The following is a 25,332-nucleotide window of genomic DNA, read 5'->3' as shown; positions in this document are numbered from 1 at the left end:
ATAACACAAGAACGAAGGAACTATGACGGTTTGCTGTCAGGCGAGCCTTGGTCCATTCGCGCAAGCGCCTCGGCGGCAAGCGCCCTCGTGATCTTCGAACCACGGGCGAGAGCCAGTTGGTCCAACCCGTCGACAATATGGCGAACGGCAGCGAGAGACCTCTCCATGCGGGCAACAAGCCAGCGCACAATCCGGTCATCCACGTTCAGCTGCCGGTCGGCAAAGAGTTTGACCATGACCTGGGCCAGAAGCTCTTCATCAGGTTCACCAATCTCGACCACTGTTGCGGCCTTCAGCCGCGAGGCGAGATCGGGCAGAGCAACGTTCCAGCCGGCGGGGAACTGGCGTGCCGTCATCAGAGCGGTGGCGCCATGGGAACGTACCGCGTTGATCAGGTGAAACAATGCGGTTTCATCATAGGCCGTGCGGTCGACATCCTCGATGAGCACCGGACCGGAGGCTGCGGCCGCGATCGCCTCATTCGCGCGGGCGCCAAGGTTGACCCTGTGCGCACCGGTTCGGTCCGCCCAGATGCTTGCGAGATGGGATTTGCCTGATCCTGTGGGGCCGGCGAGGATGACAACGGGCGAAGGCCATTCCGGCCAGCGGTCGATCATGGTGACGGCGCCACCCACGCTTTCAGAGACGATCAGATCGTCGCGGCCCGAGGCCGGATCATGCTCAAAAGCAAGCGGCAACTGCTGGGCTGGAGGCGGTTTGGCACTCATTGGGACCGGTGTCTATCCGACTGATACCCAGCAGGCTGGTCTGCCTCGGACGCTGGTTCCATGTCCAGGCTGAGCTGTCTCTGCTCGCCGTGATAGAGATCACTGTCGAGATAGCGAGACAGGGCAAAGCGTACCAACACACCGACCGACGCGGCGGCAGGAACGGCAATCAGCATCCCGACAAAGCCGAACAGCGCACCAAAGGCAAACAGGGCAAACATCAGCCAGACCGGGTGCAGGCCGACCGACGAGCCGACCAGCCGCGGCTGCAGAATGTTGCCTTCGAAGAACTGACCGACCACGAAGACACCGATCACCGCGCCGATCATGATAAAGTCCGGCCAGAACTGAACGATCGCCACCACCAGTGCCAGCACAAGCCCGACCATCGACCCGACATAGGGAATGAAGCTGATGATGCCGGCAAACAGGCCGATCAGCAGGCCGAAATTGAGTCCGACAATCGACAGACCGACGGCATAAATCAGGCCCAGGATCAGGCAGACGCTGCCCTGCCCGCGCACGAAACCGGCAATCGCCTGGTTGATCTGTCGCGCCAGGTCGCGCACCGTCTCGACATGATCACGCGGGATCCAGCCGTCAACTCTCTCGATCATCCTGTCCCAGTCGAGCAGCAGATAAAAGGCAACCACCGGCGTGACCACGAACAGTGCCGCGATGTCGAGCAGCGCCATTCCGGAGTTCCAGATCTGCTGGAAGATCGTGCCGATGAGGCCCGCCCCTTCCTTCAGCAAGGCTGCGAAACTCTCCTTGACCTGCGACAGCTGATCACTGAACCAGGCCGGCATGATCGTTGTCTCAGAGCTCAGGAGCTCTTGGAGTTGCGTGATATAGCCCGGAATGCGCCCACCCAGATCAGCGGCCTGTGTCACCAGAACCGGAATAATGACGACCAGCGAGATCGCAAACAGAGCCACAAAGGCGCACAGGATCACAATGGTGGCCATCAGCCGCGACAGCCCGCGCCGTTCGAACCAGTCAGCCACAGGGTCGAGAAAATAGGCCAGCGCCATGCCCGCAATGAAGGGCAGCAGAATGGAGCGGAACACCATCAGGAATGCAATGAAAAGGCCCAGGGCCAGCAGCCAGAAGAAAATCTGCCTGCGCAGCGCACGCTGGTCGATCCGTGTCGTCATCGTCACCTCGCTTGGCCACACCTGAGCGACCTTGCCGCAGTTTACCCGGCTTCGCTGTCGCTGGCCATGTGCCGGAGCCAGGAGACGAGATAGGCGCTTGCCGAAGCAATGGTCAAGCCCGCGACGAGATAGATCATCAAGTTGCTCAGCGCTGTGAACTGGGCGATGCCCGCGTGTTCCGCCAGAACCAGCACCAGCAAGACGATTTGTGCTGTTGTATTGGCCTTCGACACCATCAACGGCCGCATCTCCACAGGATTGTCCATCAGGCTTGAGAGAACCACCGCGCCAACAATAAGCCCGTCTCGCGAGACTGCGAGCAGGACCAGCCAGATCGGCAATGCCCCAAGCCAGCCAAGCATCAGAAACACCGCAACCAGCATGAATTTGTCAGCCATCGGATCAAGCCAGGCCCCAAGTTCGGACCTCTGGTTGAACTGGCGGGCGATGAAGCCATCGACCCCATCGGAGAGACCTGCGAACACGAACAGCACAAAGGCAACCATCATATGGCTGTTGATCAAGGCAAATATGATCAGCGGCACCATGATGAAGCGGGCGATGGTGATGTAGTTGGGCAGGGTCATGGCGCTTTTGTTCCTGACTCGAGCGCATATGGCGATTGCCCGGGCACATTCCAAGGGCGGGGATCGGGCAACTGCCGTTTGTCCCCGGTTTTTGCGCTCTTTGTGGAACCGCAGCCGCGCCTTTGGCTTGCAGAGACGGCTGCAACATGCGATCCCCCGCGCATGTTCAAAACCATGGGAAGCTGAGGCGGTGGCGCGATGGCAGATCTGAAGAATGGTCTCACCTATGCCGACGCCGGTGTCGACATCGATGCCGGCAATGAAATGGTCAACCGCATTAAGCCGCTGGTGCGCGCCACCCGCAGGCCGGGCGCCGACGGCGAGATCGGCGGATTTGGCGGACTGTTCGACCTCAAGGCTGCGGGCTTCACCGATCCGGTGCTGGTGGCCGCCAATGATGGCGTCGGAACCAAGCTCAAGGTGGCCATTGAATCGGGCCTCCACGACACGGTCGGCATCGATCTGGTCGCCATGTGCGTCAACGATCTGGTGGTTCAGGGCGCGGAGCCCTTGTTCTTTCTTGACTATTTTGCCACCGGAAAGCTCGACCCGGATCAGGGGGCTGCCATCGTTGGCGGTATCGCCAAGGGCTGCAGTGAATCCGGCTGCGCACTGATTGGCGGCGAGACGGCGGAAATGCCGGGCATGTACCGCGACGGCGATTACGATCTTGCGGGCTTTGCCGTGGGAGCTGCAGAACGCGGGCACCTGCTTCCGTCGGGCGATCTGGCTGAAGGCGACGTGCTGCTCGGCCTCGCCTCCTCCGGCGTGCACTCAAACGGCTATTCGCTGGTGCGCCGGATCGTCGAGATGAGCGGTCTGGGCTACGACGCGCCGGCGCCGTTTGACGTGTCGCAAAGCCTCGGCGAAGCGCTGATGACACCGACCCGCATCTACGTCAAACCGATCCTGTCGGCGATCCGTGAAACAGGCGCGATCAAGGCGCTTGCCCATATCACCGGCGGCGGCTTTCCCGAGAACCTGCCGCGTGTCTTGCCGGAGGGCCTGGCCGCGGACATCGATCTTGGCGCAATGACAGTGCCGCCGGTGTTCTCATGGCTTGCCAGAACGGGCGGGGTCGAGCCTCAGGAGATGCTGCGAACCTTCAATTGTGGTGTCGGGATGGTCCTGGTGACAGCCCCTGACGACGCGGAGCTCCTCACCCGCGCACTCGAATCGGCGGGAGAAACCGTGGTCCGGCTGGGCCAGCTCAGCGTTCGCGAAACCGGCAAACCCGGTGTGACATACCGGGGCGCATTGGCGCTGTGAACGCGGGCTCAAAAACCCCGGTCGCCGTTCTGATTTCCGGACGCGGATCGAATATGGGCGCGCTGATCGCGGCATCGCTGGATGAAAACTATCCGGCGCGGATCGTTGCAGTGTTTTCCGACAAGGCGGATGCGGGAGGGCTGGACCACGCCCGCGAGTTTGGCATCGCGGCACAGGCCATCCCGCGCAAGGACTTTGCCAGCAAGGCCGAACACGAGGCGGCTGTGGGTGCGGCAATCGAAGCGTCGGGTGCCCAAATCATTGCGCTTGCGGGCTACATGCGGATTCTTTCGGGTGACTTCGTGCGCCGCTATTCCGGCCGGATGATCAACATCCACCCCTCGCTGCTGCCCGCCTTCCCCGGTCTTGCCACCCATGAGCGGGCCCTGGCTGCCGGATGCCGGGTGCACGGCTGTACGGTGCACTTCGTCACCGAGGGAATGGACGAAGGCCCGATCATCGAACAGGCGTGCATCCGCATCGAGTACACTGACACGCCGGATACGCTCGCCGCGCGTGTGCTGGAGGCCGAACACCGGATCTACCCGCAGGCCCTCGCAATGCTGGCGCGCGGCCAGGTCCGGATGACCGGCGACGGGCGGAGCCAGTTCAGCCTTTAGCCGGAGCATTGAGCCCCCCGGTACAGGCACCTTTGCAACCAGCACGGATTATCCAAGCAAATGCTTTGACATCCAAGTCACTGTTCTTATCCTGAGCCTCAACAAAAGCCGGGGCCAAGATGTTTTCACTTTACGGATTGCTCGACAAAGCCATCAAGAAGGGCCGCCTCACCGTGGTCGACGCCAAGGGTGTCACTCGTGAATTCGGGGGCCAGGAACCGGGGCCGGAGGCGGCGATCCGCTTCACCTCCTCCTCGGCGGCTCTGAAGATCCTGCTCAATCCGGAGCTGAATGCGGCAGAAGCCTATATGGACGGCCATCTGGTGGTCGATCGCGGCAGCATCCATGACCTGATCCAGGTGTTTTATGCCAACAAAAGGCATTTCGACCTCTCCCCGAGCCAGATCTTCTGGCGCGGGCTGTCGCGCAAGGTCCGCCGGTTCCAGCAAAACAACGTGCTGTCGCGCTCGCGCGCCAATGTGAAGGCGCATTACGACATCGGCGAGGATCTCTACCGGCTGTTTCTCGACCGGGACATGCAATATTCCTGCGCCTATTTCCCCGATGGCCCGGAAACCATCGAGGATGCGCAGACCCTCAAGAAGCGCCATATCGCCGCAAAACTGTGCCTGAAGGATGGTCAGCGGGTGCTCGATATCGGCTGCGGCTGGGGCGGAATGGCGCTCTATCTTGCCCATGTTGCCGATGTCGAGGTGGTGGGCGTGACGCTGTCGGAGCGGCAACTGGCCGTGGCGCGGCGCCGGGCGGAGATTCTCGGGGTCAGCGACCGGGTCAGGTTCGAGCTGATCGACTACCGAGAGGTCACGGAAAAGTTCGACCGCGTGGTTTCGGTGGGCATGCTGGAACATGTCGGAGCGCCGCATCTGGGCGCCTATTTTCTCAATGTTCGCGACCGGCTTGGGCCGGAGGGTCTGGCGTTGATCCACTCGATCTCCACCAAATCACCTCCGGGGGTCACCGGTCCGTTCCTGCGAAAGTACATTTTCCCCGGCGGCTATTCGCCGGCCCTGTCGGAAACGGTCGCGGCCATCGAGCCAACAGGGCTGTGGCTGCTCGATTGCGAGATCTGGCGCTGCCACTACGGCTATACGCTGGCGCAGTGGCGCGAACGGTTTCTGGCAAACCGGGACAAGGCCGTCGAGATCATGGACGAACGCTTCTGCCGGATGTGGGAACTCTATCTCTCAATTGCTGAATGCGTGTTCCTGCAGGGTTCAAGCAATGTGTTCCAGCTGCAGATCGCACGCGAACGCGACACAGCCCCGATCAGCCGCAATTACATCGAAGCCGAAGAGTGCCGGATTGCCGAGCGCGAGACGGAGTTCCTGGACCGTGTGGTCGCCAGTGCGCAGCAGGCGCTGGATGAGTAGCCACAAGCCTTCCGGGGCCGATGCTTCCTTTCAAAACAGGTTTGCGCGCTGGCCCCGGCATGCCGTCCAGTCCCACTGAGAGCATCAGCAAGCCCCCAGGAGGGCCAGTTGATCAGCTGGCGATAAAGCGGATTTTCGTGCCCCAGGGGTCAAGGGTCTCGATTGTGTTGCCGGATTCCGCAATGTCGGAGCCATGGGTTTTCAGCCTTTGGCGCAAGCCGTCCATCAGGCCGGGCTGGATGGAAAAGGCGGCATCTTCCAGCCCCGACATGTTCTGCGGGCGCTGGCCGGCATTGCGGCTGTGCCAGATATTCGCCCCGATGTGGTGGTGATACCGGCCATTGGAGAAAAAGGCGGCGCTGTCGTCGCGGATCAGGGCGGTCAGATCAAGGCCGGTGGCTTTGACATAGAAATCCTGGGCCAGCTGCGTATCGCCAACCCGCATGTGGACATGGCCGATGCGAAAGCCGCTGGGCGCGCTGTAGGGCAAGTCCCCGTCATGGGGCAGGCCTTCCACCAGATTGTCGAGATCGAGCTGATAGCTGCCCATGATGATCCGGTCATCGCGCCATTCCCAACCCTGGTGCGGACGGTCGGCATAGACCTCGATGCCGTTGCCTTCCGGATCGTTGAGATAGAGCGCCTCGGAGACCCTGTGATCGGAAAAGCCGGTGAAAGGCACGCCATTCATATAGGCCATGATCAGCCAGCGCCCCAGATCCGCGCGGGACGGCATCAGAAATGCTGTGTGGTACAGACCGGCGGTGGTTGGATCGTCGACTTCGTCATCCGGGCGGCGGATGAGCGTGACAAGCGTTTTTCCATCCTTGCCCAAGGTTGTCTGTCCAGGCTCGGCGCTCAGAACATCAAGACCGATGACCGCGTTGTAGAAATAGGTCATCTTCTCGAGATCGCGAACCCGCAACGACAGTGAATGGATGTGGATCGGCGTGGTGACCGCATAGGACGGCGCCACGGGTGCGGCTCCGGCTGTCACGCTATTGGCCAGAACCGGCGCGGCTGCAAGAAAATGCAGCGCGGCGCGGCGGGTCATATCAAATGAGGGGTCCATATCAGTGTCCTTGACGCTCAGCGGGTTGTCGACTCCGTATATGGCAAAACCCCGAGATGCTCGAAAGCCTGCCATTTGGCTTAAATTCGTTCACAAAAACTGAACAATGAGCCTGCATTCAGCAGTCGACTCCATGCAGACAAACCTCTGACAATCAGCTTTGGCTCACATCTCGTGCAGCCAAATCCTCAAGTCGGCAAATCCCAAAACGGCTGGTTTCGGGTGCCCAAATCGGGTGTCGGGGTCGTTTCAACCTGACTAAGCACTGGCTCTTGCAACACAGGAGAGCACAATGCGACTAGACGGAGAAGCAATCATCATCACCGGTGCCAGCAGCGGAATTGGGGCAGCAGCGGCCGAACTCTTCGCGGCCGAAGGCGCCAATCTGGTGCTGGGCGCACGGCGGGAGACAGAGCTGGCGTCGATCGCCGGCAAGATCGGCGAAACCGGTCGCAAAGCGAAATGGCTGGCTGGCGACATCGCTGACGGCGCCTATCAAAAGGCGCTCGTCGATCTCGCAATCTCCGAGTTCGGCGGGCTTGACGGCGCCTTCAACAATGCGGGCACGACAGGCGAGATGGGTCCGGTTCCGGACATGAAGACGCAAAACTGGGAGATGGTCATTGCCACCAACCTGACCGCCGGCTTTCATGCCGCGCGCTATCAGATCCCGGCGATGAAACTGCGCGGCGGCGGCTCGATCGTCTTCACCTCCTCCTTCGTCGGATACAGCATAGGACTTCCCGGCATGGGCGCCTATGCAGCTTCGAAAGCCGGCCTCATCGGTCTTGTGCAAGTTCTCGCCGCGGAGCATGGGCCTGAAGGAATCCGGGCCAACGCCCTCCTCCCCGGCGGCACCAAGACTGCGATGGCGGGCGACGATCCCGCGTTCCATGAATGGGTGAAAGGGTTGCATGCGCTCAAGCGAATGGCAGAGCCCGAAGAAATCGCCCAGGCGGCACTGTTCTTGGTGTCGGAGGAGTCATCCTTCGTCACCGGTAGCGCACTGATGGCTGACGGCGGCAATTCCATCAACAAGACCTGAATCAATGGCCTGCCGGTGTTTTGCCGGCAGGCCTTTTACGGGTCAGACAGCTTCAGGCCTTTCTCACCCACACCCTTGTGTCGTGAAACGCGGCACCGCCATAGGGCGCGCAGGCGTCGGCGCCGGTCAGGGTGTTGATCCCCTCCCCGCCCTCGAAGGCCGAATTCGGCCACAGTCCTTCATGGATCACCACACCGCGGCGCTGGCCGGCGTCGAGGCTGGCATGCATGGCCAGCTCACCGCGGGAGTTGCCCAGCGCCACCCGGTCTCCGTCGGCGATGCCACAGGCCGCTGCATCCTCGGGATGAAGCATCAGGACCGGGCGCTTCTCCTTGGTTCTGGAGGACTTTGTTTCGGCGAAGCTCGAGTTCAGGAAAGAGCGTGACGGCGATGTCGCCAGCCGGAAGGGATGTTCGGTGTCCGCGCTCTCAATCAGTTCGACATGATCGGGGAATTCAGGCAGTTGATCCACCGGCCCCTGCGGCCCCATGCGCTTGGGCGGCTTGTTGGCCGCGGGCGTCCTGGTCCAGTCGGGCTTGAAGCGGAACTTGCCGTCGCGATGTCCGAAACCGTTGAGGAAATGCGCCTCATCGAAACCGGCCTGAACATCGGCCCATTTGTCAGCCTTGAAGCTCTCGAAATCACCAAGGCCGCGCTTTGAGAGCATGTAATTGATGTGGTCGCGCGGGGTCATGCCGAAGCCTTCGCGATCGCTGACGCCGAGCCGCTCGCCCAGTGCCTCGATCACGTCATGGTTCTGGCGCGGGCCTTCGGGGGGCTCGACCAGCTTGGGTCCCAGAATGATGTGCTGATGACCACCGCCACGATAGATGTCGTCATGCTCCAGGAACATGGTGGCGGGCAGCACCACATCGGCCAGTTGCGCGGTGTCGGTCATGAACTGCTCGTGCACCGCGACAAACAGGTCCTCGCGCCGCAACCCTTCGATTACCTTGCGCTGTTCGGGCGCGACATTGGCAGGATTGGTGTTCTGGATCAGCATGGCGGTGACCGGCGGGCCGCCATTCAACGCCTCGGCGTCGCCGGTCAGCACCCGCCCGATCTTGGACTGGTCGAGCCAGCGCACGCCCGGATCGAAATAGCGCGTCCCCTCGACGAGCGACTTGTCGAGCCGGAAGATATCGGAGTTGGAGTGGAATGCGCCACCGCCTTCATGCTGGAAGCTGCCGGTGACCACCGCCAGCGACAGTGCCGCATGCATGTTGACCACCCCATTGCGCTGCCGGGTGAAGCCGTAGCCAAGCCTGAAAAAGGTTCTTTTGGTGTTGCCCACAAGACGCGCGAAATCCTCGATTTCGGATGTGGGAACGCCGCAGATCGCTTCCGCCCACTCGGGTGTGCGGGTTTGCAAATGCGATTCAAGACCTGCCGGGTCGTCGCTGAATTTGTTGAGATAATCGCGATCGGCCAACCCCTCGCGAAACAGCACATGCATTGCTGCGCAGGCAAAGGCACCATCGGTGCCGGGCTTGACCAGGATCTTCACATCCGCCTGTTTCATGGTCGGGTTGTCATAGATGTCGACGACCACGATCTTTGCACCGCGTTCCTTGCGGGCGCGGATCGCATGGGTCATCACATTGACCTGGGTGGAAACGGCATTGGTGCCCCAGATCACCACGCAGTCGGACTTGGCCATCTCGTGCGGATCGGGTCCGCGCAAGGCGCCTGCGCCCATGGTAAATCCGGTCCAGGCCATGTTGGTGCAGAAGCTGCCGAAATGGTTGGAGTAGCGCTTGGCGTGGCGCAGCCGGTTGATGCCGTCACGCTGCACCAGCCCCATTGTGCCGGCGTAGAAATTCGGCCAGACGGTTTCGGAGCCGAATTCGGCCTCGGCCTTGACGAATTTCTCGGCGATCAGATCAAGCGCGGCATCAAAGCTCGCCTCTTTCCATTTGCCCTCGCCCTTGGCCCCGGCCCTGATCAGCGGCTTGAGCAGGCGCTCGGGATGGTGGATGCGTTCGGCATAGCGCGCCACCTTGGCGCAGATCACGCCGGCGGTGTAGCTGTTGCCGGAATCGCCGCGGACGCGGCCAATGCGGTTGTGGGCAAGCAGATCAACCTCGAGCGCACAGGTCGAAGGGCAATCATGCGGACAGGCGGAATGGCCAATGGCTGCAACCGCGCCGGAATCAATAGGGGTCGCGTCGTTCATGCTTTCCCTATAATGCAAAGGCGAGTGCGACGCCATGTCGGCGTGGATCGCATCAGATCAATTCAGGGACAGATCAGCCAGACCGATGAATTACCGTCACAGCTACCATGCGGGCAATTTCGCCGATGTGCTCAAGCACGCGGTGCTGGCGCAGATCATCACCTATCTCAAGCGCAAGGACCAGGCGTTCCGCATTATCGACACCCATGCGGGTATCGGCCTCTATGACCTTTCCTCAAAGGAAGCGCAGAAAACAGGGGAATGGCATGGCGGGGTCGGCCGGGTGATGGAAGCGAAGCCGTCGGACCAGCTTGCTGCGTTTCTGGCGCCCTGGCTGACGGCGGTGCGCGAAATGAACCCCGATGGCGGCATGCGGCTCTATCCCGGCTCGCCCAAGCTTGCGCGACTGCTGTTTCGCAAACAGGACCGGCTCTCGGCCATCGAACTGCATCCTGCCGACGCCAAGCAGCTCAGAAGCGTGTTTGAGGGCGATTATCAGGTGCGGGTGACCGAACTCGACGGCTGGCTGTCGCTCGGCGCGCATCTGCCGCCCAAGGAAAAGCGCGGACTGGTGCTGATCGACCCGCCATTCGAGCAGGAGGGCGAATTTGACCGTCTTGTCGACGGTCTGGCGCGGGCAACGCGGCGGTTTCCCGGCGGCACCTACATGCTCTGGCATCCGATCAAGGCTGACAGCCCGCTGGCAACCTTTGACAAGAAGCTGATCGCGCTTGCCCGCCCGCGCACACTCACGGTGCGGCTTCTGGTGCGCGACAACAAGATTTCCCCCAGCCTCAATGGTACCGGGCTGGTCATCGTCAATCCGCCGTTCACGCTCGAATCCGAGCTCAAGGCGGTGCTGCCCGAACTCGTCACGATCCTGGCAGAAGGCCCCGGTGCCGTATCAGAGGTGCGAGTGCTGGTTGGCGAAAGCTGACAAGAGCCGGACTTGGTCCGGTTCAGGGCAAGGCGTAGGCGCCACGCCCTTTCTTGATCAGCCGGCCTTGCTTCGCCAACGCGGCCAGCGCCCGGTAGGTCGCTTCGTGCGACAGGCCGATCAAGCCTGAAAAACTCTTGATGTCCCTGGACAGCAAGCCATCGGCGACGGCTGCGAAGACCCGGTTATTGGCATTGCGGATGGCGGTGATCTCGATCCTGCGGCGGTAATCCTGGATCTGGCCTGCGAAACGCGCCGAGATCGCCACGGCAAAATCCTGATCCGTGCGCATTCTTTCCAGCACTGCCGCTTTGCTGATCACGGTGAATTCGGCCGGTTCAGCAGCAATCACGTCACAATGGTAACGCGGTGAGAACAGCGCCGCCTCACAGATCGTCTCCCCGGCGCGGGCACGGTGGATGACAATCTCGTCGCCCTGCTCGGTGTATCTGAGTAGATCGGCACGACCGGATTTGATGAAGAACATCGCCTCGGCAGGATCGTCCCGGCGCACAATGGCCGAGGCCCTTTCCAGCTTGCGGGCCGACAACGCCTCACGCGGCAGAAGATTGAATGGCCGGGGCAACATCGCAACACAATATGATTGAAATCATATCCGCGCAACAGACTGTTGCCTATGCTGTGTTCACACAGGAGACAATCCCATGAATTCTTCAGATTTGAACCGCAAGCACCGCACCAAACTGCTATTGGGTGGCCTTGGCATTCTGGCCCTTCTGGCCATTCTCTATCCAGTTTTCAGCGGCATGCACACAGCCGCATCACCGGGTGAAAGCCATCAAGCTCACGCTGACCATGCAGATGGAGCAACCCCTGGCGAAGCCGGCCAATCGGCCTTTGCGGCGATTGCGGAAATCGTGGCGCTTCTCACCGCCGATCCAGACACCGACTGGTCGAAGGTCGACATCACAGCATTGCGCACGCATCTGGTGGACATGGACCGCCTGATCCTGGGCGCTTCGGCCAGCCAGCAGACTGATGGTGACACGGTCATCTTCCAGATTTCGGGCGAAGGTGAGGTCTTGCGCGCTATTCACGCCATGGTGCCTGCCCACGCTCGCGAGCTGGACAAGATCGACGATTGGCGGGTGAGCGCGGAAGCAATCCCGGAAGGAGCAATTCTGAAGGTCAGCACGGAAAACGCCGCTGAACAGGAAAAGGTTGCGGCCCTCGGCTTTTTCGGCCTGATGGCCACGGGCTCCCACCACCAGCCGCATCACATGGCAATGGCCAAGGGCGACATGATGAGCCACTGAAGCGGGAGCGGCGCTTGGAAAGGGTCCGCGCGATGTCTTTGCACAAGCGCTGCATACTTAAAAAAACGGCGTTTGAGCGCTGTCCATACGAGATTTGCCGCCAGACAAGACCGGCTTCTGTCTTGCCCAAACACCTCTGCAAGTCCTATACCGGGACTCATTGTCGATGGAGATCCGGACATGACCCTGAAAACACTGATTCTTGCCATGGCGCTTGCTTTCGCGGGATTTGCAACGCCAGCTTCAGCTTTCAGTGGCGGCAGCTTCCCCGCGTGCGATGCGCCGCAGGTGCTCAATTACATCCAGAAACGCTTTCACTGGACAGACCGGGTGCTGCTCAAGCGCGGGCTGGCGATCGAAAGCATCGAACGTGCGCACCAGAATCGCAGCCGCTATGGCAACGAGTACTGGTCGATCCCGCGGCTTTACTGCCATGGCACCGCACATATGAATGATGGCCACAAGCGGCAGATCTGGTGGCTGATCGAAGGCGGCCAGGGCTTTGCCGGACTGCGCGACAATCTCGAATTCTGCATATCCGGGCTTGATCCGCTCAAGGTACACGGCTCCTGGTGCCGGTCGGTGCGCTGATTGCCGCCATGGCCAGGTCCGGCGCCATTGTATTTCTGACAGCGCTGCCATTGCTGGCGCTGTTGTCTGGTTGTTCGGAGGAGTCCGGACCTTTCGCCAATGACGGCCAGACCGCCTTTCCGGTTTCGAGCGCCGCCGCGGCGGGTGAGCTGCCTTTGGGCGAGGGTTTTGATTTCTATGTTCTGGCACTGTCCTGGTCGCCAGCCTATTGCCTGGTCACAGGCGAGCGCGCCAACAAGCAGCAATGCGCCGAAGATCGGGACCTCGCCTTCGTGGTGCATGGGCTCTGGCCGCAGAATGAGACCGGCTACCCCGAATTCTGCCGCTCGCGCGAACCGGAACGTGTGCCCTCGCAGCTGGGCCGGGACTATCTCGACCTGCTGCCCTCAATGGGGCTGATCGGGCACCAGTGGCGCAAGCATGGCTCATGCTCCGGGCTCACCCAGAGAGACTATTTCGAAGTCACCCGCGCAGCGCGTGAACGGATCTCGATCCCAGAGCAGTTTGCGCTTGAAAGTTTGCCAGGCGAAATCGATGCCGTTGAGGCCGAAGAGGCTTTCATTGAGGTCAATCCGGGGCTTTCGCGCGACGCCATCGCGGTCAAGTGTGAGCGCGGTATGCTGCGTGAAATTCGCATCTGCATGACCTCGACGCTCGATTTCCGCGGTTGCCGGGAGGTCGACCGCAAAGGCTGCAAGCTCGATAATCTTGATGTCCCCGAGCCAGGCTAGACCCGGCTCAGGCGTCCCCCTCCATTCCCACTCCGTGCTCTGTGCACAATTCAGGAAAGATCTCCCGATGAAAATTCTCTACTCACCCGCCTCCCCCTATTCGGCCAAGGTGCGCATGGGTGCCCATCTTGCGGGTCTTTCCGCAGATGCCGTGTTGACCGACTCCAACGCCGCGCCTGCCGAGCTCATCGACAACAATCCGCTCGGCAAGATTCCCGTTCTTGTCACCGATGACGGCCTGTCGGTCTATGACAGCCGTGCGATCATGCAATTTCTCGATCGCAGCGGTTCAAAGCGGCTTTATCCGCGAAACGCGGCCAAGCGCACCGAGGTCGAAGTGTTCGAAGCGCTTTGCGACGGGACCTGCGATTGCCTTCTGGCGATCATGTATGAACGCCGGTTCCGGCCCGCGGAGATCGTTCACCAGGAGTGGATCGACAAGCAGTGGGCAAAGGTTGTCCGGGCGCTTGACCATCTTGAGGCGAACCTGCCGCGGCTGACCAAGGCGCCCAATGGCGGACATCTGGCGCTGGCGGCGCTGACCGGATACCTAGCCCTGCGGTTTCCGGGCCAGTGGGAACGTGGCCGGCCAAAGCTCAAGCGCTGGAGCGCGAAGTTTGCAACCAGCTTCCCCGAACTTGATGAAATGCGGCCCAAAGCGTGAATGAACGGCCCGAAAAACAGCATGGCATCGGACACGTGTTCGCCGCTGCGCGTTATTCGCTCGGCGGTGTTCGCCGGCTGTGGGGCGAGACCGCGTTTCGCCACGAAACACTCGCCTTCGTCATCATCATGGTGCTGTTCCTCTATGAGGGCGTGGCGGCATGGGCCTATGTCGGCGCGGTGCTGCTCTATCTCCTGACCGTGTCCATCGAGGCGTTGAACACGGCTGTCGAGGAAATGGTCGATCACGTCTCACCCGGCTATTCGGAAATGGGCAAACACGCCAAGGATCTGGGATCTTTTGCTGTGTTCTGCCTGCTTCTGGCAAACGGCGTCTGGGCGGCTTTCGTGCTGGCCGCCAGCTGGGGTTGGATCAGCAACTGACGCTTTTCCATAAAACGTGACAGTCCTTTTGCGCATTGGCCGGCGCGAGGCTATGGCCCAATGGAAAAGGCCCGGACAGTTTCCTGCCCGGGCCTTGGCGAGAGTTCTGATCAGGATGGGGAAATGATCAGAACTTCATGCCTATACCGAGGCGAACCGAGTGGTCGTCAAAGCCTGACGACACATTGGTGCCGCCAAGATTGTAGGTTTCCGAACCGTAGTCGGTGTAGCGGTACTCGAGCCGGGTGGTGATGTTCTCGGTCACGAAAGCTTCCGCGCCCGCGCCGGCGGTCCAACCGAGGTGGGTGTTGGTGTCAGAACCCGCAGCACTTGTGACCTCGGCGCGCGTTGCTGCAAGACCACCGGTGGCATAGAGCAGGAACGGATTGATGTCATAGCCGAGCCGGGCGCGCAGCGAACCGTTGAAGCCCTGCTCCCCGGTCACGCCGCCGAGACTGGCATCTGCGCCCGAGTAGCCCAGATCGCCTTCAACACCATAGACGATGTTGTCTGACTGCCAGTTGTAGCCGCCATAAACACCGCCGCCAAAGCCATCGGCGTCGTCACCGGCGAGAGCGTCGAATTCGCCCCATTTGTACTCGCCATAACCACCGACATAACCTCCGGTCCAGATAAAGCTCTGCGGCAGGGTTTCGGCCACCGGCGGCACCGGAGGTTGCTCGAGGATAGCGTCCGCGGCCAGCACGGGGGTGGCGAGCGGTACGGAGAGAGCTGCGGCCAGCAGTGCCAGTTTACGAATACGCATGTGTTACTCCTTGTTGGTTCCGATCCTGCCTGCGGGATGAGGCATCAAGCCTTTGACCCGTGCATGCCGGAACGATGTGTTTGGGCGCCCCCAACAACCTCAAGATGGAGATCGAATGCGGCGTTGCAGCAGCGGGAATGTGAAAACACAGCGGCGGAAACATGGCGTGGTGTGTTGTTGCTTTTCAGCAACAAATTCGCATCAGGCTCCGCCCGGCTCCATTGCGCACCACCCATGCACACCTATATGAGATCAGGTACGATCTATCTTGCGAGTGTTGATTCCCCGGTATGTTGAGCATCCTGACCCTGATTGCGGGCCTCGTCGTCCTTGTGTTCGCAGGCGACTACCTGGTTCGTGGTGCTGTTGCGCTCGCAGAGAAACTCTGTATCGACCCACTCATCATCGGCCTGACAATTGTGGCATTCGGGACATCTGCGCCGGAATTGTTCGTCTCGTTGCAGGCCGCTTTTGATGGCGTGTCCGGAATCGCGATCGGCAATGTGGTCGGTTCCAACATTGCCAATGTGCTGCTGGTGCTCGGTGCGCCCGCACTTTTGATGACCATCAATTGCCGTGAGGATGGGATCGGCAAATCGCTCGCGGTGATGATCGGCATGACGGTTGTGCTGATGGCGATGATGGCTTTTGGCAGCCTGAGCCGGCTCGACGGAGCGATTTTGCTCTCGATGATCGTGCTTTATCTTGGCTGGCAGATCAGGACCGCACGCAGCGGAGACGCGGTGGAGGTTCATGACTATCATGATGATGTCCCCGAAGTTCCCCAGGAAACCTGGAAGACAGCGCTGTTCATTGTCGGCGGTTTGATTGGCCTGCCGATCGGCGCCTGGCTGACCGTTGAGGGCGCATCGCATCTCGCACGTATGCTGGGCGCCAGCGAGACGGTGATCGGCCTGACGATCGTGGCCATCGGCACATCGCTGCCGGAACTGGTCACCTCGGTGATGGCGGCGTGGCGCAGATCGGCAGCCGTTGCGATCGGCAATGTGGTTGGCTCCAACATCTTCAACATGGGCCTCATTCTCGGCGGCACCGCCGTCATCCTGCCGCTTGATGTCGACAGCCGGATCGTCAGCATCGACATGTGGGTGATGCTGGCCGCAAGCCTGTTGGTTGTGGCGCTGGCCCATTGGAACGTACCCATCAAAAAGCTTGGTGGCGCCGCTATGCTTGCGGTTTTTACCGCCTATATCCTCTCGGTGTTTTGATGTTTGCCTTGCGCGGCCAAAACCGCCGCGCAGGTAAACTCATTGTGTGTGCCATAACTCACAATGTCTCGCGTCAGCTCTGACGCCGGGCATTGCGGGACAACGCGCCGTTCACCGGAAGACGGCTGCAAACCGGGATATCGATGACTGCTACCAACAAAATTGCACTTGTTACCGGCGCCGCGCGCCGGATCGGCGAAGCCATTGCGCTTGATCTTGCCGCCCACGGCTTCAGCGTGGCGGTTCATGCCAATTCCAGCCGCGCGGAAGCGGAAGCGGTGGCCGGCACCATCCGGACTCAGGGCGGCACGGCAGAGGTGTTCACCGCAGACCTGTCGGAGACGGCGCAGGTGCGCAAGCTGTACGCCGATGTGGTAGCGCATCTGGGCTCACCGGAGCTGATCGTCAACAATGCTTCGGTGTTCGAGGATGATGAGGTGAGCCGTTTCGATGAGGATCTGTTCGATCGGCATTTCGCGATTCATCTGAAGGCGCCGGCGATCCTTGCGGAGGCCATGGCCAACGGCCTGCCAGACGGACGCGAGGGCCTGATCGTCAACATCATCGATCAAAGGGTCTGGAGACTCACGCCGCGGTTCTTTTCCTACACGCTGTCAAAATCAGCGCTCTGGACCGCAACGCAGACCATGGCACAGGCGCTGGCGCCACGCATCCGGGTCAACGCGATCGGACCAGGTCCGACGCTCGCAAACGAGCGCCAGAAGGCCGATGACTTTGCCCGACAGGCGGAGGCGGTGCCGCTCGAACGAGGGCCCGACCTCTCGGAATTCGGCGCCACCATCCGCTATCTCCATGCGGCGCGCTCGGTGACCGGACAGATGATCGCGCTCGACGGCGGCCAGCATCTGGCGTGGGAAACGCCGGATGTGAGCGGTGTTGGGGAATAAATGTGTCAATCCGTGTCAGCAGCCTGAGCGGAGACGGAACAGATGTTCAGGAACCGTCTTCGACGCGCGTTGAAGACCTTGCCCTGCCGCTACGGGACGTTGATAAGATCGCTTAATGACTCGCACGCCGCCCACCTCGCCCAGAAAACCATCCAAGGCCGAAAGCCCGGTTGATGGCGGCGTTCTGTATGATGATACAGGTACGGATGAGGACGAGACTACCGAGATCTTGGAAGGTTCCTCCTCCCCCTCACCCGCCGATGTCGCAAATGTCGCGGGCATCGAGTGGAACGAAAGCCCTGTCGCCACGCCTGGTCTGAAAGGCGCGGAGGTCATTCAGGCTTTCGTCAAGCACCTTCCCAATCAACCCGGTGTCTACCGGATGATCAACGAGGCCGGTGACGTCCTCTATGTCGGCAAGGCGCGCAGCCTGAAGAAGCGGGTGACGAATTACGCGCAGGGCCGCGGGCACTCCAACCGGATCACGCGGATGATCGCGCAGACGGCGAACATGGAGTTCGTCACCACCCGCACCGAGACCGAGGCGCTGCTGCTTGAAGCAAACCTCATCAAGCGGCTGAAGCCGCGCTTCAATGTGCTGATGCGCGACGACAAGTCGTTTCCCTATATTCTGGTGACAGCAGACCACGAGGCGCCCGCGATCTTCAAGCATCGCGGTGCACGCTCGCGAAAAGGGTCCTATTTCGGCCCCTTTGCTTCTGCGGGTGCGGTCGGACGCACCATCAATGCGTTGCAGCGCGCGTTCCTTCTGCGCACCTGCACCGACAGCGTTTATGAAAGCCGGACAAGGCCCTGCCTGCTCTACCAGATCAAGCGCTGTGCCGGCCCGTGCACCGGCGAGATCGATGCCGAGGGCTATGCGCGGCTGGTGAGCGAAGCCAAGGATTTTCTCTCGGGCCGCAGCCAAACGGTGAAGGCGCAGCTGTCGAGGGCCATGCAGGACGCCTCCGAGGATCTCGATTTCGAACGCGCCGCTGTCTATCGCGACCGCCTTTCGGCCCTCAGCCATGTGCAGAGCCACCAGGGCATCAATCCGCAAACGGTTGAAGAGGCCGATGTGTTTGCCATCCACCATGATGCGGGCATGGCCTGCATCCAGGTGTTCTTCTTCCGCACCGGGCAGAACTGGGGCAACCGCGCCTATTTCCCCAAGGCCGACCCATCGCTGGCGCCGGGCGAGATCCTGGGCGCCTTCATCGGCCAGTTCTATGATGACAAGCCGACGCCGCGGATGATCCTCGTCTCGAACGATTTTGAGGACAGGCCGCTGCTGGCGGAAGCACTTTCGGTGCGCATGGAGCGCAAGGTCACAATCAGCGAGCCGCAACGCGGCGAAAAGCGCGAGCTCGTCGACCAGGTTCTCTCCAATGCGCGCGAAGCCCATGGACGGCATCTGGCCGAGACCGCAAGCCAGGCACGGCTTCTCGAAGGACTGGCCGAAACCTTCGCCCTGCCCCGGCCGCCCAGGCGCATCGAGGTCTATGACAACTCCCACATCATGGGCACCAATGCGGTGGGCGGCATGATCGTCGCGGGACCCGAAGGGTTCGTGAAAAACCAGTACCGGAAGTTCAACATCAAATCGACGGACATCACCCCGGGCGACGACTTCGGCATGATGCGCGAAGTCATGCAGCGCCGCTTCTCGCGGCTGATCAAGGATCATGGCGAGGAAGGCCCGAACCAGCCCGACAGCGCGGATGACGCCGATACGGACGCCGCGGCCCAGGCTGGAATGCCGGCCTGGCCGGACCTGGTGCTGATCGATGGCGGCAAGGGGCAGATGAGCGCGGTCCGCAAGATCCTCGAAGAGCTTGGCATCGCCGGCAAGATTACCGCCATCGGGGTGGCCAAGGGCATGGACCGTGAAGCCGGACGCGAGCGGTTCTTTGTCGAAGGCAAACCCGATTTCACGCTGCCGCCGCGCGATCCGGTGCTGTACTTCGTTCAGCGCCTGCGTGACGAGGCGCACCGGTTTGCCATAGGCACCCACCGGGCGCGGCGCAAGAAGGAGATGATCAAGAACCCGCTCGACGAAATCGGCGGGATCGGCCCGTCGCGCAAGCGGGCACTGCTGCACCATTTCGGCACGGCGAAGGCGGTCTCGCGCGCCGGTGTCGATGACCTGATCAAGGTCGAGGGGATCTCTGAGGCCGTGGCGGAACTGATCTACAATCATTTCCACGAAGACAAGCGGTGAATGCCCGCTGAATTTCGCCCATTATCTGCGATAAACCGCCGCGAACCGGCTTGTTGGCGGTTGACCTGACAGGCCGCTCCCGCGCATCTTGCAGCACATTCTCCAACGGGGCATCCCATGGCATCGCCAGCACTCAATATCCCGAATCTGCTCACCTATGGCCGTATCCTGGCGGTCCCCCTGATTGTGCTGTGCTTCTTCATCGAAGGCCGGCTGCACGGGTCGGACGCAGCACGCTGGTGGGCGCTGACAATCTTCTTCATTGCCTCAGTCACGGACTTCCTGGACGGCTATCTGGCCCGCGCCTGGGACCAGACGTCGAACATCGGCCGCATGCTCGATCCGATAGCCGACAAGCTGTTGGTGGCCTCGATCCTGTTGCTGGTCGCCGCGGACGGAACCATTGCCGGCTGGACGATCTGGGCCGCGATCATCATCCTGTGCCGTGAAATCCTGGTCTCGGGCCTTCGCGAATATTTGGCGGCGCTCAAGGTTTCGGTCCCGGTGACATGGATCGCCAAGTGGAAAACCGCATTGCAGATGGTCGCACTCGGCTTTCTGCTTGCGGGCCCCGCGGGCGACAAGGTTCTGCCCTACACGACCCAGATCGGCATCGGGCTTTTGTGGGTTGCGGCCGTCATCACGATTTACACCGGTTACGACTATTTCCGCGCCGGGCTGCGCCATGTGGTGGATGAATGAGCATGCGAGTTGTCTATTTCGCCTGGGTGCGCGAACGCCTCGGCAAGGGATCGGAAGAGCTTGAGCTTCCCGAAAACGTCAAGACCGTGGGCGATCTGATCGCCCACCTTGCGACGCTTGGCGAAGAGTACGAAGCGGTGTTTGCGGTTCCGCAAGTGATCCGGGCCGCGATCGACGAGGAACATGCCGATCATGATGAAGCCATCGGCGCTGCGCGGGAAATAGCACTGTTCCCGCCTATGACGGGTGGCTGAGATGAGCGGCGGCGTTCGCGGCGACAGTGACAAACATTCGGCGGCAACTGTCACGGTCCGCATTCAGGCTGAAGACTTTGACATCGCCTCGGAAATCGCCGCCCTTGCCGAAGGACGGGCGGATATTGGCGCGGTGGCGACTTTCACCGGGCTTTGCCGCGATGAAGGCGGGCGGCTGTCGAGCCTTGAACTCGAGCATTATCCCGGCATGGCCGAGCGCGCGATCCGCACCATCGCCAATGAGGCGGCAAAGCGCTTCGCTCTGACAGGCATTACCGCGATCCACCGCTATGGCAAAATCGCGCCGGGCTGCAACATCGTGCTGGTGGTCGCCACAGCACCGCACCGGCAGGCAGCCTTTGACGGCGCGTCCTTCCTGATGGACTACCTCAAGACCGAGGCACCGTTCTGGAAGAAGGAACATCGCAAAGGCGGCGGCGCGGGCGAATGGGTTTCGGCCAAGGATTCCGATGACCGGGCCAAGGCGCGCTGGGACAAGAGGTGACGAGATGCCGGTGCTGACAACGATGCGATCCGCAGCCTTCGGCTTGGCCTTGTGCGTTGGCACAGCGGTGCCGTTGCAGCCCGGACTGGCCCAAACCGAATCCGAGCAGGCAGGCCCGGCAACCGATTTCGACATCGCGCTGAGCAACATCATCCTGATTCTGCATCACGAGATCGGGCATGCGTTGATTGACCAGTTCGCACTCCCGGTGATTGGCCAGGAAGAAGATGCGGTCGATGCTTTCGCCACGCTGATGGTGCTTGAAACCTATGATGATCCTGCTCCAATCCTGCTCGATTCCGCAGCGATGTGGTTTGCATTTGACCGGATCTTCAAGGCGGATGGCGGTGAGCACGCCTATTACGGCGAGCACGATCTCGACATTCAGCGGGCTTACCGGATCCTTTGCATTGCCCATGGGTACGACCCGGACAGCTATGCCGAGGAGGCCCGAAAGCGCGCCATTCCCGATGAGCGTCTGGAGACTTGCGAATATGATGCTGAACTGGCGCTCGATTCGTGGGACGTTCTGCTTGAAGACGCCCTGCGCGACAGCGACAAACCCCAGGGCATGGTTTCGGTCGAGCTGAAGCCGAGCGATGATTTCGACGATCTGCGCATCGGCCTCGAAGACAGCGGCGTTCTCGCCGACATCGCGGAATGGATCGACACCCACTACAACTGGCCCAATCCGGTGATGCTGGAAGCCGCTGAATGCGGCGAGGTCAACGCCTTCTACGATCCCCAGGATGTCAAGATCACCATGTGTTATGAGATGGTGGACGAGTTGCTCGTGGTGGCGGAAACGCTGGACCGGTAGTCGTCGGCTGACGATCGTCTGGCAGTTGGCGACACTCAAAACAGAAACGGCCCCCTCTCGGGAGCCGTTTCGCATTCAATCGATGTGCAGAAGGTCTCAGCCGACGATTTCGGTGCCGGAGAACCAGTAGGAGATTTCCTGGGCTGCGGTTTCGGGAGCGTCCGAACCGTGCACCGAATTCTCGCCGATCGACAGCGCGTAGGTCTTGCGGATGGTGCCTTCAGCAGCGTCGGCAGGGTTGGTGGCGCCCATGATTTCGCGGTTCTTGAGGATCGCGTTTTCGCCTTCGAGAACCTGAACGATGGTCGGGCCGGAGGTCATGCCTTCAACCAGTTCGCCGAAGAAAGGACGTTCCTTGTGGACAGCATAGAAGCCCTCGGCTTCGCGCTTGCTCATCCAGACGCGCTTGGAGGCGACGATGCGCAGGCCGTTGTCTTCGAATACCTTGGTGATGGCGCCAGTCAGGTTGCGCTTGGTGGCATCGGGCTTGATCATCGAAAATGTGCGTTCAATCGCCATGGTCTTGTTCCTTTAGCGGTTACCCGCAAACAAGCGGGAGAAATCGGGTGCAAAAATCCGGGCAGAAGCGGTTCCGGCCCGGAGTTGCGGCCTAAATAGCCGCATGCCCTGTCATCCGCAAGAGGCGATGCGCGTATCGGGCCATCCCTCTTCGTCCGCAAGCGTTTTGCGCAGCCATTGCGCCACACGCTCAACTGGCCTGCGCCGCGCGGTTGCCGGATTTTCAATCAGCCATATCGAATCCGGCAAGCTGATCGACTTGTCGCCAAATGGAGCGACAAGCAGGCCGGCAGTCAAACTGTCGCGCGTCTGGGAAAGCCGCGCCAGAGCCACCCCTTCCCCGCATTCCGCCGCCCGCAAAAGAATGTCTCCTGAATTGTAGCGCGGACCTTGCTCGCAATCGGCGTCCGCCGGACCATGAAGACCAACCCATTGGCGCCACTGGGCGCATGGATCGCGATCATGCAGCAACCGCATTTCCGTAATCATGCGCACCGGCCCGATCGACCGCAGATAACCGGGGCTTGCCACCGGCAGCAGCCAGTCGTTGCACAGGGCGGTGGCACGGCTTTCAGACCAGGGTCCATTGCCCATTCGAACCACCAGGTCAGCGCCCTGGGACTGAGGCGGCGCCACTTCCCGGCTGACTTTGACCGACACATCAAGGCCATCAAGCATCCCCTTCGCTTCATTCATGCGCGGAAACAACCAACGGGCGGCAAAGGATGCGGTGGTGGCAATGACCACGCCGTTGCGGCTCTGCGGACTGGATATGTCACTCACCGCGGCCTCAAGCCCCGAGATCGCGGCTATGGTAGCCTTGCCCAGGACCCGCCCCTCGGGCGTCAATTCGAGCTTTCTTCCCTGCGTCTGGCGCTGGATCATCGCAACACCGGTCGTCGCTTCAATCTCGCTCAAGGAACGGCTGATGGCGGAGTGTGAAATGCCCAGCCGCTTTGATGCGGCGCGAACGCCGCCTTCTTCCATGACAGCGGCGAGCGCGCGCAAATGTACAAAGCCTGGCAACATGGTCTCTCTATTAGACCACTTTTGCTGTTTTTTGAACCAGTCAACTGGAGAGTTTTTTGATATTCAAGACCCTACTCTAACGCTGGTTTTGACACACGAAATCAATCAGGTATCGCAATGGGCTTATTGATCAACGGAAAATGGCAAGATGCGGCACAAAAACTGCCAGCCGGTGTTAATGCCGGATCACGTCCGTACTGGTCATCATTCGGCACCAATGATGACCATGGTTTTGAACCCGGCAGACATGTTCTTGTGGCCTCCCTGAGCTGCCCATGGTCCCACGCCACTCTTGTTGCACGCGCCATACTGGGCTTGCAGGAAACCGTTCCGCTTCATATCGCGGGTGGGCCGCGCATCGAAGGCTACGGGCTCCTGCCCGAAGGCCCGCTCAACGGCCAGACGTACGAAGACCCGGTCTTTCGCCATGTGCATCAGCTCTACACGGCCACCAATCCGCACTATTCCGGAAGGGTGACTGTCCCCGTCCTTTGGGACAGGTTCAGCCAACGCCTGGCCCTGGCTGATTCATCGGATGTTCTGCACTGGCTCGACAATCAGCCCGGTCAGCCGGCATCCCGGTTGCATCCGGAGAGGTTTCAAGACGGCATGACGAGCACGCTTGAATTGCTCAAGAGCGATCTGATTGAACCGATCTACCGGGCCGGACTGGCCAGAAGGCAGGCAGACTATGACCAATCGGTCGGGACCGTCTTTGCCACACTTGCGGAACTTGAAACCCGATTGAGCGCGCAGCGCTTCCTGCTCGGCCCCACGCTGTCGGTCTGCGATATCCGGCTGTTCTGCATTCTGGTGCGGTTCGATACGGTTTACGGGCCGTTTTTCCGCTGCATCCGCAAGCGCCTGTGTGATCATACAGCGCTGTGGGCCTACGCACGCGACATCATGTCGATGCCGGGAGTGCGCGAAACGGTCAATATGCGGGTCATACAGGAGGGCTATTACCTCAATGACGGCGACACCAATCCACATGGCATTGTTGCGGAAGCGCCCGAACTGGACTGGACTCCGGATGCGTCACGCCTCGCTTTTTCCCAGAAGGCTCCACTGGAGTGGATGTCATGAAAGAACCTTTGGCAGAGTCTCATTTTAGGTTAGGATCAGCCCATGTCTGAAGCCATCGTTACTTCAGGAGTGATTGCCGTCGTGGCTCTCGGGTTTGGCACCCAGAACCGCGCCATGCTGGCTGCGGGCGCCGCAAGGTCGCTGCGTCCGGTGGTCGACGGTATGGTTGCCAGCATCGGCGGCGAGGTGATGCTGTTTGCGCTGGCCTTTGGTGCCCTTCACCTGTTTGCGCCCTGGGTGAGCAGCACAACAATGATCATCGCGGCGCTGCTGCTGGCCTTGTCGGGCCTTGGGCGCTATGTCGCGGCACCGCCAGGAGGCAGCGGTCCCGGCCAGGCCGATGAGGCAGACATGGCGAGAGTGCTCGCCTTCAGGCCCAATGCTGCCCTGCTGCCGATGGGCCACTTCAAAAGCGCAGAAAGCTGGGCGCTGGCGCTTTTTCTGGCCGGCGCCGCCAGCAGCGGGTCGGTTTCGCTGTCCGGCGCTTTTGCCGCCCTCACACTGCTCAGTGCCGCAGGCCTCGCCATATGGGCGCTCGCCGGCTGGTCAGGCTGCCTGCATCTGGCATCCAGCTGGCACCGGCGCCACCTCGACTGGGGGCTGGGATTGCTGATGTTTTTCGCAGCCACTGCGGCCATTTTTGCAGGAGGCTAGGGTCTGAACCT

Annotated in this window: 28 protein-coding genes; 19 read left to right on the top strand and 9 right to left on the bottom strand. The window is 60.9% G+C overall.

Features of this window, described 5'->3' with window-relative positions; genetic code table 11:
- Positions 1 to 20 precede the first annotated feature (20 nt).
- The 3 genes from hdaA to HPDFL43_RS08335 are packed head-to-tail and all read right to left on the bottom strand — an operon-like array spanning position 21 to position 2,472.
- On the bottom strand, positions 21 to 728 hold the full coding sequence (gene hdaA, locus HPDFL43_RS08345) for a DnaA regulatory inactivator HdaA (RefSeq protein WP_007196868.1): 708 nt from the start codon (positions 726 to 728) through the stop codon (positions 21 to 23).
- Entirely contained in the window at positions 725 to 1,885 is a 1,161-nt protein-coding gene (locus HPDFL43_RS08340; protein ID WP_007196867.1) for an AI-2E family transporter, read from the bottom strand. The genes hdaA and HPDFL43_RS08340 overlap by 4 nt, the downstream gene beginning before the upstream one ends.
- A 41-nt stretch (positions 1,886 to 1,926) precedes the next feature.
- Positions 1,927 to 2,472 (bottom strand): CDP-alcohol phosphatidyltransferase family protein, encoded by a 546-nt coding sequence (locus HPDFL43_RS08335; RefSeq protein ID WP_007196866.1) that lies wholly within the window; start codon positions 2,470 to 2,472, stop codon positions 1,927 to 1,929.
- 198 nt (positions 2,473 to 2,670) lie between these two features.
- Here HPDFL43_RS08335 and purM point away from each other — a divergent pair, with 198 nt between their 5' ends.
- The 3 genes from purM to HPDFL43_RS08320 all read left to right on the top strand — a co-directional run bounded on the left by purM (position 2,671) and on the right by HPDFL43_RS08320 (position 5,752).
- Complete coding sequence (gene purM / locus HPDFL43_RS08330; protein WP_007196865.1) at positions 2,671 to 3,741, top strand: phosphoribosylformylglycinamidine cyclo-ligase; 1,071 nt, start codon at positions 2,671 to 2,673, stop codon at positions 3,739 to 3,741.
- Complete coding sequence (gene purN / locus HPDFL43_RS08325; RefSeq protein WP_084594601.1) at positions 3,738 to 4,361, top strand: phosphoribosylglycinamide formyltransferase; 624 nt, start codon at positions 3,738 to 3,740, stop codon at positions 4,359 to 4,361. Before purM ends, purN begins: the two co-directional genes overlap by 4 nt.
- 119 nt (positions 4,362 to 4,480) lie before the next feature.
- Complete coding sequence (locus HPDFL43_RS08320; protein ID WP_007196863.1) at positions 4,481 to 5,752, top strand: SAM-dependent methyltransferase; 1,272 nt, start codon at positions 4,481 to 4,483, stop codon at positions 5,750 to 5,752.
- A gap of 112 nt (positions 5,753 to 5,864) precedes the next feature.
- Here HPDFL43_RS08320 and HPDFL43_RS08315 read toward each other — a convergent pair whose 3' ends face one another.
- Positions 5,865 to 6,824: a VOC family protein gene (locus HPDFL43_RS08315; RefSeq protein WP_007196862.1), complete on the bottom strand. Its 960-nt coding sequence runs from the start codon at positions 6,822 to 6,824 to the stop codon at positions 5,865 to 5,867.
- 292 nt (positions 6,825 to 7,116) lie between these two features.
- Here HPDFL43_RS08315 and HPDFL43_RS08310 point away from each other — a divergent pair, with 292 nt between their 5' ends.
- On the top strand, positions 7,117 to 7,869 hold the full coding sequence (locus tag HPDFL43_RS08310) for an SDR family oxidoreductase (RefSeq protein WP_007196861.1): 753 nt from the start codon (positions 7,117 to 7,119) through the stop codon (positions 7,867 to 7,869).
- Positions 7,870 to 7,921: 52 nt separating this feature from the next.
- Here HPDFL43_RS08310 and HPDFL43_RS08305 read toward each other — a convergent pair whose 3' ends face one another.
- Entirely contained in the window at positions 7,922 to 10,045 is a 2,124-nt protein-coding gene (locus HPDFL43_RS08305; protein WP_007196860.1) for a molybdopterin-containing oxidoreductase family protein, read from the bottom strand.
- Positions 10,046 to 10,130: 85 nt separating this feature from the next.
- Here HPDFL43_RS08305 and HPDFL43_RS08300 point away from each other — a divergent pair, with 85 nt between their 5' ends.
- Complete coding sequence (locus tag HPDFL43_RS08300) at positions 10,131 to 10,982, top strand: 23S rRNA (adenine(2030)-N(6))-methyltransferase RlmJ (RefSeq protein ID WP_007196859.1); 852 nt, start codon at positions 10,131 to 10,133, stop codon at positions 10,980 to 10,982.
- 22 nt (positions 10,983 to 11,004) lie between these two features.
- On the opposite strand, the gene HPDFL43_RS08295 is transcribed toward HPDFL43_RS08300, so the two are convergent.
- Positions 11,005 to 11,571, bottom strand: a complete 567-nt coding sequence (locus HPDFL43_RS08295) for a Crp/Fnr family transcriptional regulator (RefSeq protein ID WP_007196858.1) — start codon at positions 11,569 to 11,571, stop codon at positions 11,005 to 11,007.
- 76 nt (positions 11,572 to 11,647) lie between these two features.
- On the opposite strand from HPDFL43_RS08295, the gene HPDFL43_RS08290 reads away from it, so the two are divergent.
- From HPDFL43_RS08290 to HPDFL43_RS08270, 5 genes are all read left to right on the top strand, one after another.
- Positions 11,648 to 12,259, top strand: a complete 612-nt coding sequence (locus HPDFL43_RS08290) for a hypothetical protein (RefSeq protein ID WP_007196857.1) — start codon at positions 11,648 to 11,650, stop codon at positions 12,257 to 12,259.
- A gap of 180 nt (positions 12,260 to 12,439) precedes the next feature.
- Positions 12,440 to 12,850 (top strand): hypothetical protein, encoded by a 411-nt coding sequence (locus tag HPDFL43_RS21365; RefSeq protein WP_007196856.1) that lies wholly within the window; start codon positions 12,440 to 12,442, stop codon positions 12,848 to 12,850.
- Between the two features lie 8 nt (positions 12,851 to 12,858).
- Complete coding sequence (locus HPDFL43_RS08280; protein WP_040449992.1) at positions 12,859 to 13,581, top strand: ribonuclease T2 family protein; 723 nt, start codon at positions 12,859 to 12,861, stop codon at positions 13,579 to 13,581.
- A gap of 67 nt (positions 13,582 to 13,648) precedes the next feature.
- Positions 13,649 to 14,245 carry a glutathione S-transferase gene (locus HPDFL43_RS08275; protein WP_007196854.1) on the top strand — a complete coding sequence of 199 codons (597 nt, stop codon included), beginning with the start codon at positions 13,649 to 13,651 and terminating at the stop codon, positions 14,243 to 14,245.
- Complete coding sequence (locus HPDFL43_RS08270; protein WP_007196853.1) at positions 14,242 to 14,628, top strand: diacylglycerol kinase; 387 nt, start codon at positions 14,242 to 14,244, stop codon at positions 14,626 to 14,628. Before HPDFL43_RS08275 ends, HPDFL43_RS08270 begins: the two co-directional genes overlap by 4 nt.
- A gap of 127 nt (positions 14,629 to 14,755) precedes the next feature.
- On the opposite strand, the gene HPDFL43_RS08265 is transcribed toward HPDFL43_RS08270, so the two are convergent.
- Positions 14,756 to 15,394, bottom strand: coding sequence for an outer membrane protein (locus HPDFL43_RS08265; protein WP_007196852.1), 639 nt, complete (start codon positions 15,392 to 15,394; stop codon positions 14,756 to 14,758).
- Between the two features lie 290 nt (positions 15,395 to 15,684).
- Here HPDFL43_RS08265 and HPDFL43_RS08255 point away from each other — a divergent pair, with 290 nt between their 5' ends.
- The 7 genes from HPDFL43_RS08255 to HPDFL43_RS21360 all read left to right on the top strand — a co-directional run bounded on the left by HPDFL43_RS08255 (position 15,685) and on the right by HPDFL43_RS21360 (position 22,033).
- On the top strand, positions 15,685 to 16,623 hold the full coding sequence (locus HPDFL43_RS08255) for a calcium/sodium antiporter (RefSeq protein ID WP_007196851.1): 939 nt from the start codon (positions 15,685 to 15,687) through the stop codon (positions 16,621 to 16,623).
- 143 nt (positions 16,624 to 16,766) lie between these two features.
- Positions 16,767 to 17,531: an SDR family oxidoreductase gene (locus HPDFL43_RS08250; protein WP_007196850.1), complete on the top strand. Its 765-nt coding sequence runs from the start codon at positions 16,767 to 16,769 to the stop codon at positions 17,529 to 17,531.
- Positions 17,532 to 17,646: 115 nt separating this feature from the next.
- Positions 17,647 to 19,752: an excinuclease ABC subunit UvrC gene (gene uvrC / locus HPDFL43_RS08245; RefSeq protein WP_007196849.1), complete on the top strand. Its 2,106-nt coding sequence runs from the start codon at positions 17,647 to 17,649 to the stop codon at positions 19,750 to 19,752.
- A gap of 117 nt (positions 19,753 to 19,869) precedes the next feature.
- Positions 19,870 to 20,454, top strand: coding sequence for a CDP-diacylglycerol--glycerol-3-phosphate 3-phosphatidyltransferase (pgsA, locus tag HPDFL43_RS08240; RefSeq protein WP_007196848.1), 585 nt, complete (start codon positions 19,870 to 19,872; stop codon positions 20,452 to 20,454).
- Positions 20,451 to 20,708 (top strand): molybdopterin converting factor subunit 1, encoded by a 258-nt coding sequence (gene moaD / locus HPDFL43_RS08235; protein ID WP_007196847.1) that lies wholly within the window; start codon positions 20,451 to 20,453, stop codon positions 20,706 to 20,708. Before pgsA ends, moaD begins: the two co-directional genes overlap by 4 nt.
- Position 20,709: 1 nt before the next feature.
- The gene (locus HPDFL43_RS08230) at positions 20,710 to 21,213 is read left to right on the top strand and encodes a molybdenum cofactor biosynthesis protein MoaE (protein WP_052093177.1); all 504 of its coding nucleotides are present in this window, start codon (positions 20,710 to 20,712) and stop codon (positions 21,211 to 21,213) included.
- A gap of 4 nt (positions 21,214 to 21,217) precedes the next feature.
- Positions 21,218 to 22,033, top strand: a complete 816-nt coding sequence (locus HPDFL43_RS21360; RefSeq protein ID WP_007196845.1) for a DUF4344 domain-containing metallopeptidase — start codon at positions 21,218 to 21,220, stop codon at positions 22,031 to 22,033.
- 96 nt (positions 22,034 to 22,129) lie between these two features.
- Here the strand turns inward: HPDFL43_RS21360 and ndk are convergent, their stop codons facing one another.
- Entirely contained in the window at positions 22,130 to 22,552 is a 423-nt protein-coding gene (ndk, locus tag HPDFL43_RS08220) for a nucleoside-diphosphate kinase (RefSeq protein ID WP_007196844.1), read from the bottom strand.
- Between the two features lie 111 nt (positions 22,553 to 22,663).
- Complete coding sequence (locus HPDFL43_RS08215; RefSeq protein ID WP_084594599.1) at positions 22,664 to 23,581, bottom strand: LysR family transcriptional regulator; 918 nt, start codon at positions 23,579 to 23,581, stop codon at positions 22,664 to 22,666.
- Between the two features lie 255 nt (positions 23,582 to 23,836).
- Here HPDFL43_RS08215 and HPDFL43_RS08210 point away from each other — a divergent pair, with 255 nt between their 5' ends.
- Positions 23,837 to 24,667, top strand: a complete 831-nt coding sequence (locus HPDFL43_RS08210; RefSeq protein WP_169743240.1) for a glutathione S-transferase C-terminal domain-containing protein — start codon at positions 23,837 to 23,839, stop codon at positions 24,665 to 24,667.
- 42 nt (positions 24,668 to 24,709) lie between these two features.
- Complete coding sequence (locus tag HPDFL43_RS08205; RefSeq protein WP_007196841.1) at positions 24,710 to 25,321, top strand: hypothetical protein; 612 nt, start codon at positions 24,710 to 24,712, stop codon at positions 25,319 to 25,321.
- The last annotated feature ends 11 nt before the right edge of the window (positions 25,322 to 25,332 follow it).

Origin of the sequence: Hoeflea phototrophica DFL-43 (assembly GCF_000154705.2) — a bacterium.
Taxonomy (GTDB): domain Bacteria; phylum Pseudomonadota; class Alphaproteobacteria; order Rhizobiales; family Rhizobiaceae; genus Hoeflea; species Hoeflea phototrophica.
Note: the sequence above shows the minus strand (reverse complement) of the source record. Positions and strands in the feature narration are given on the sequence as shown.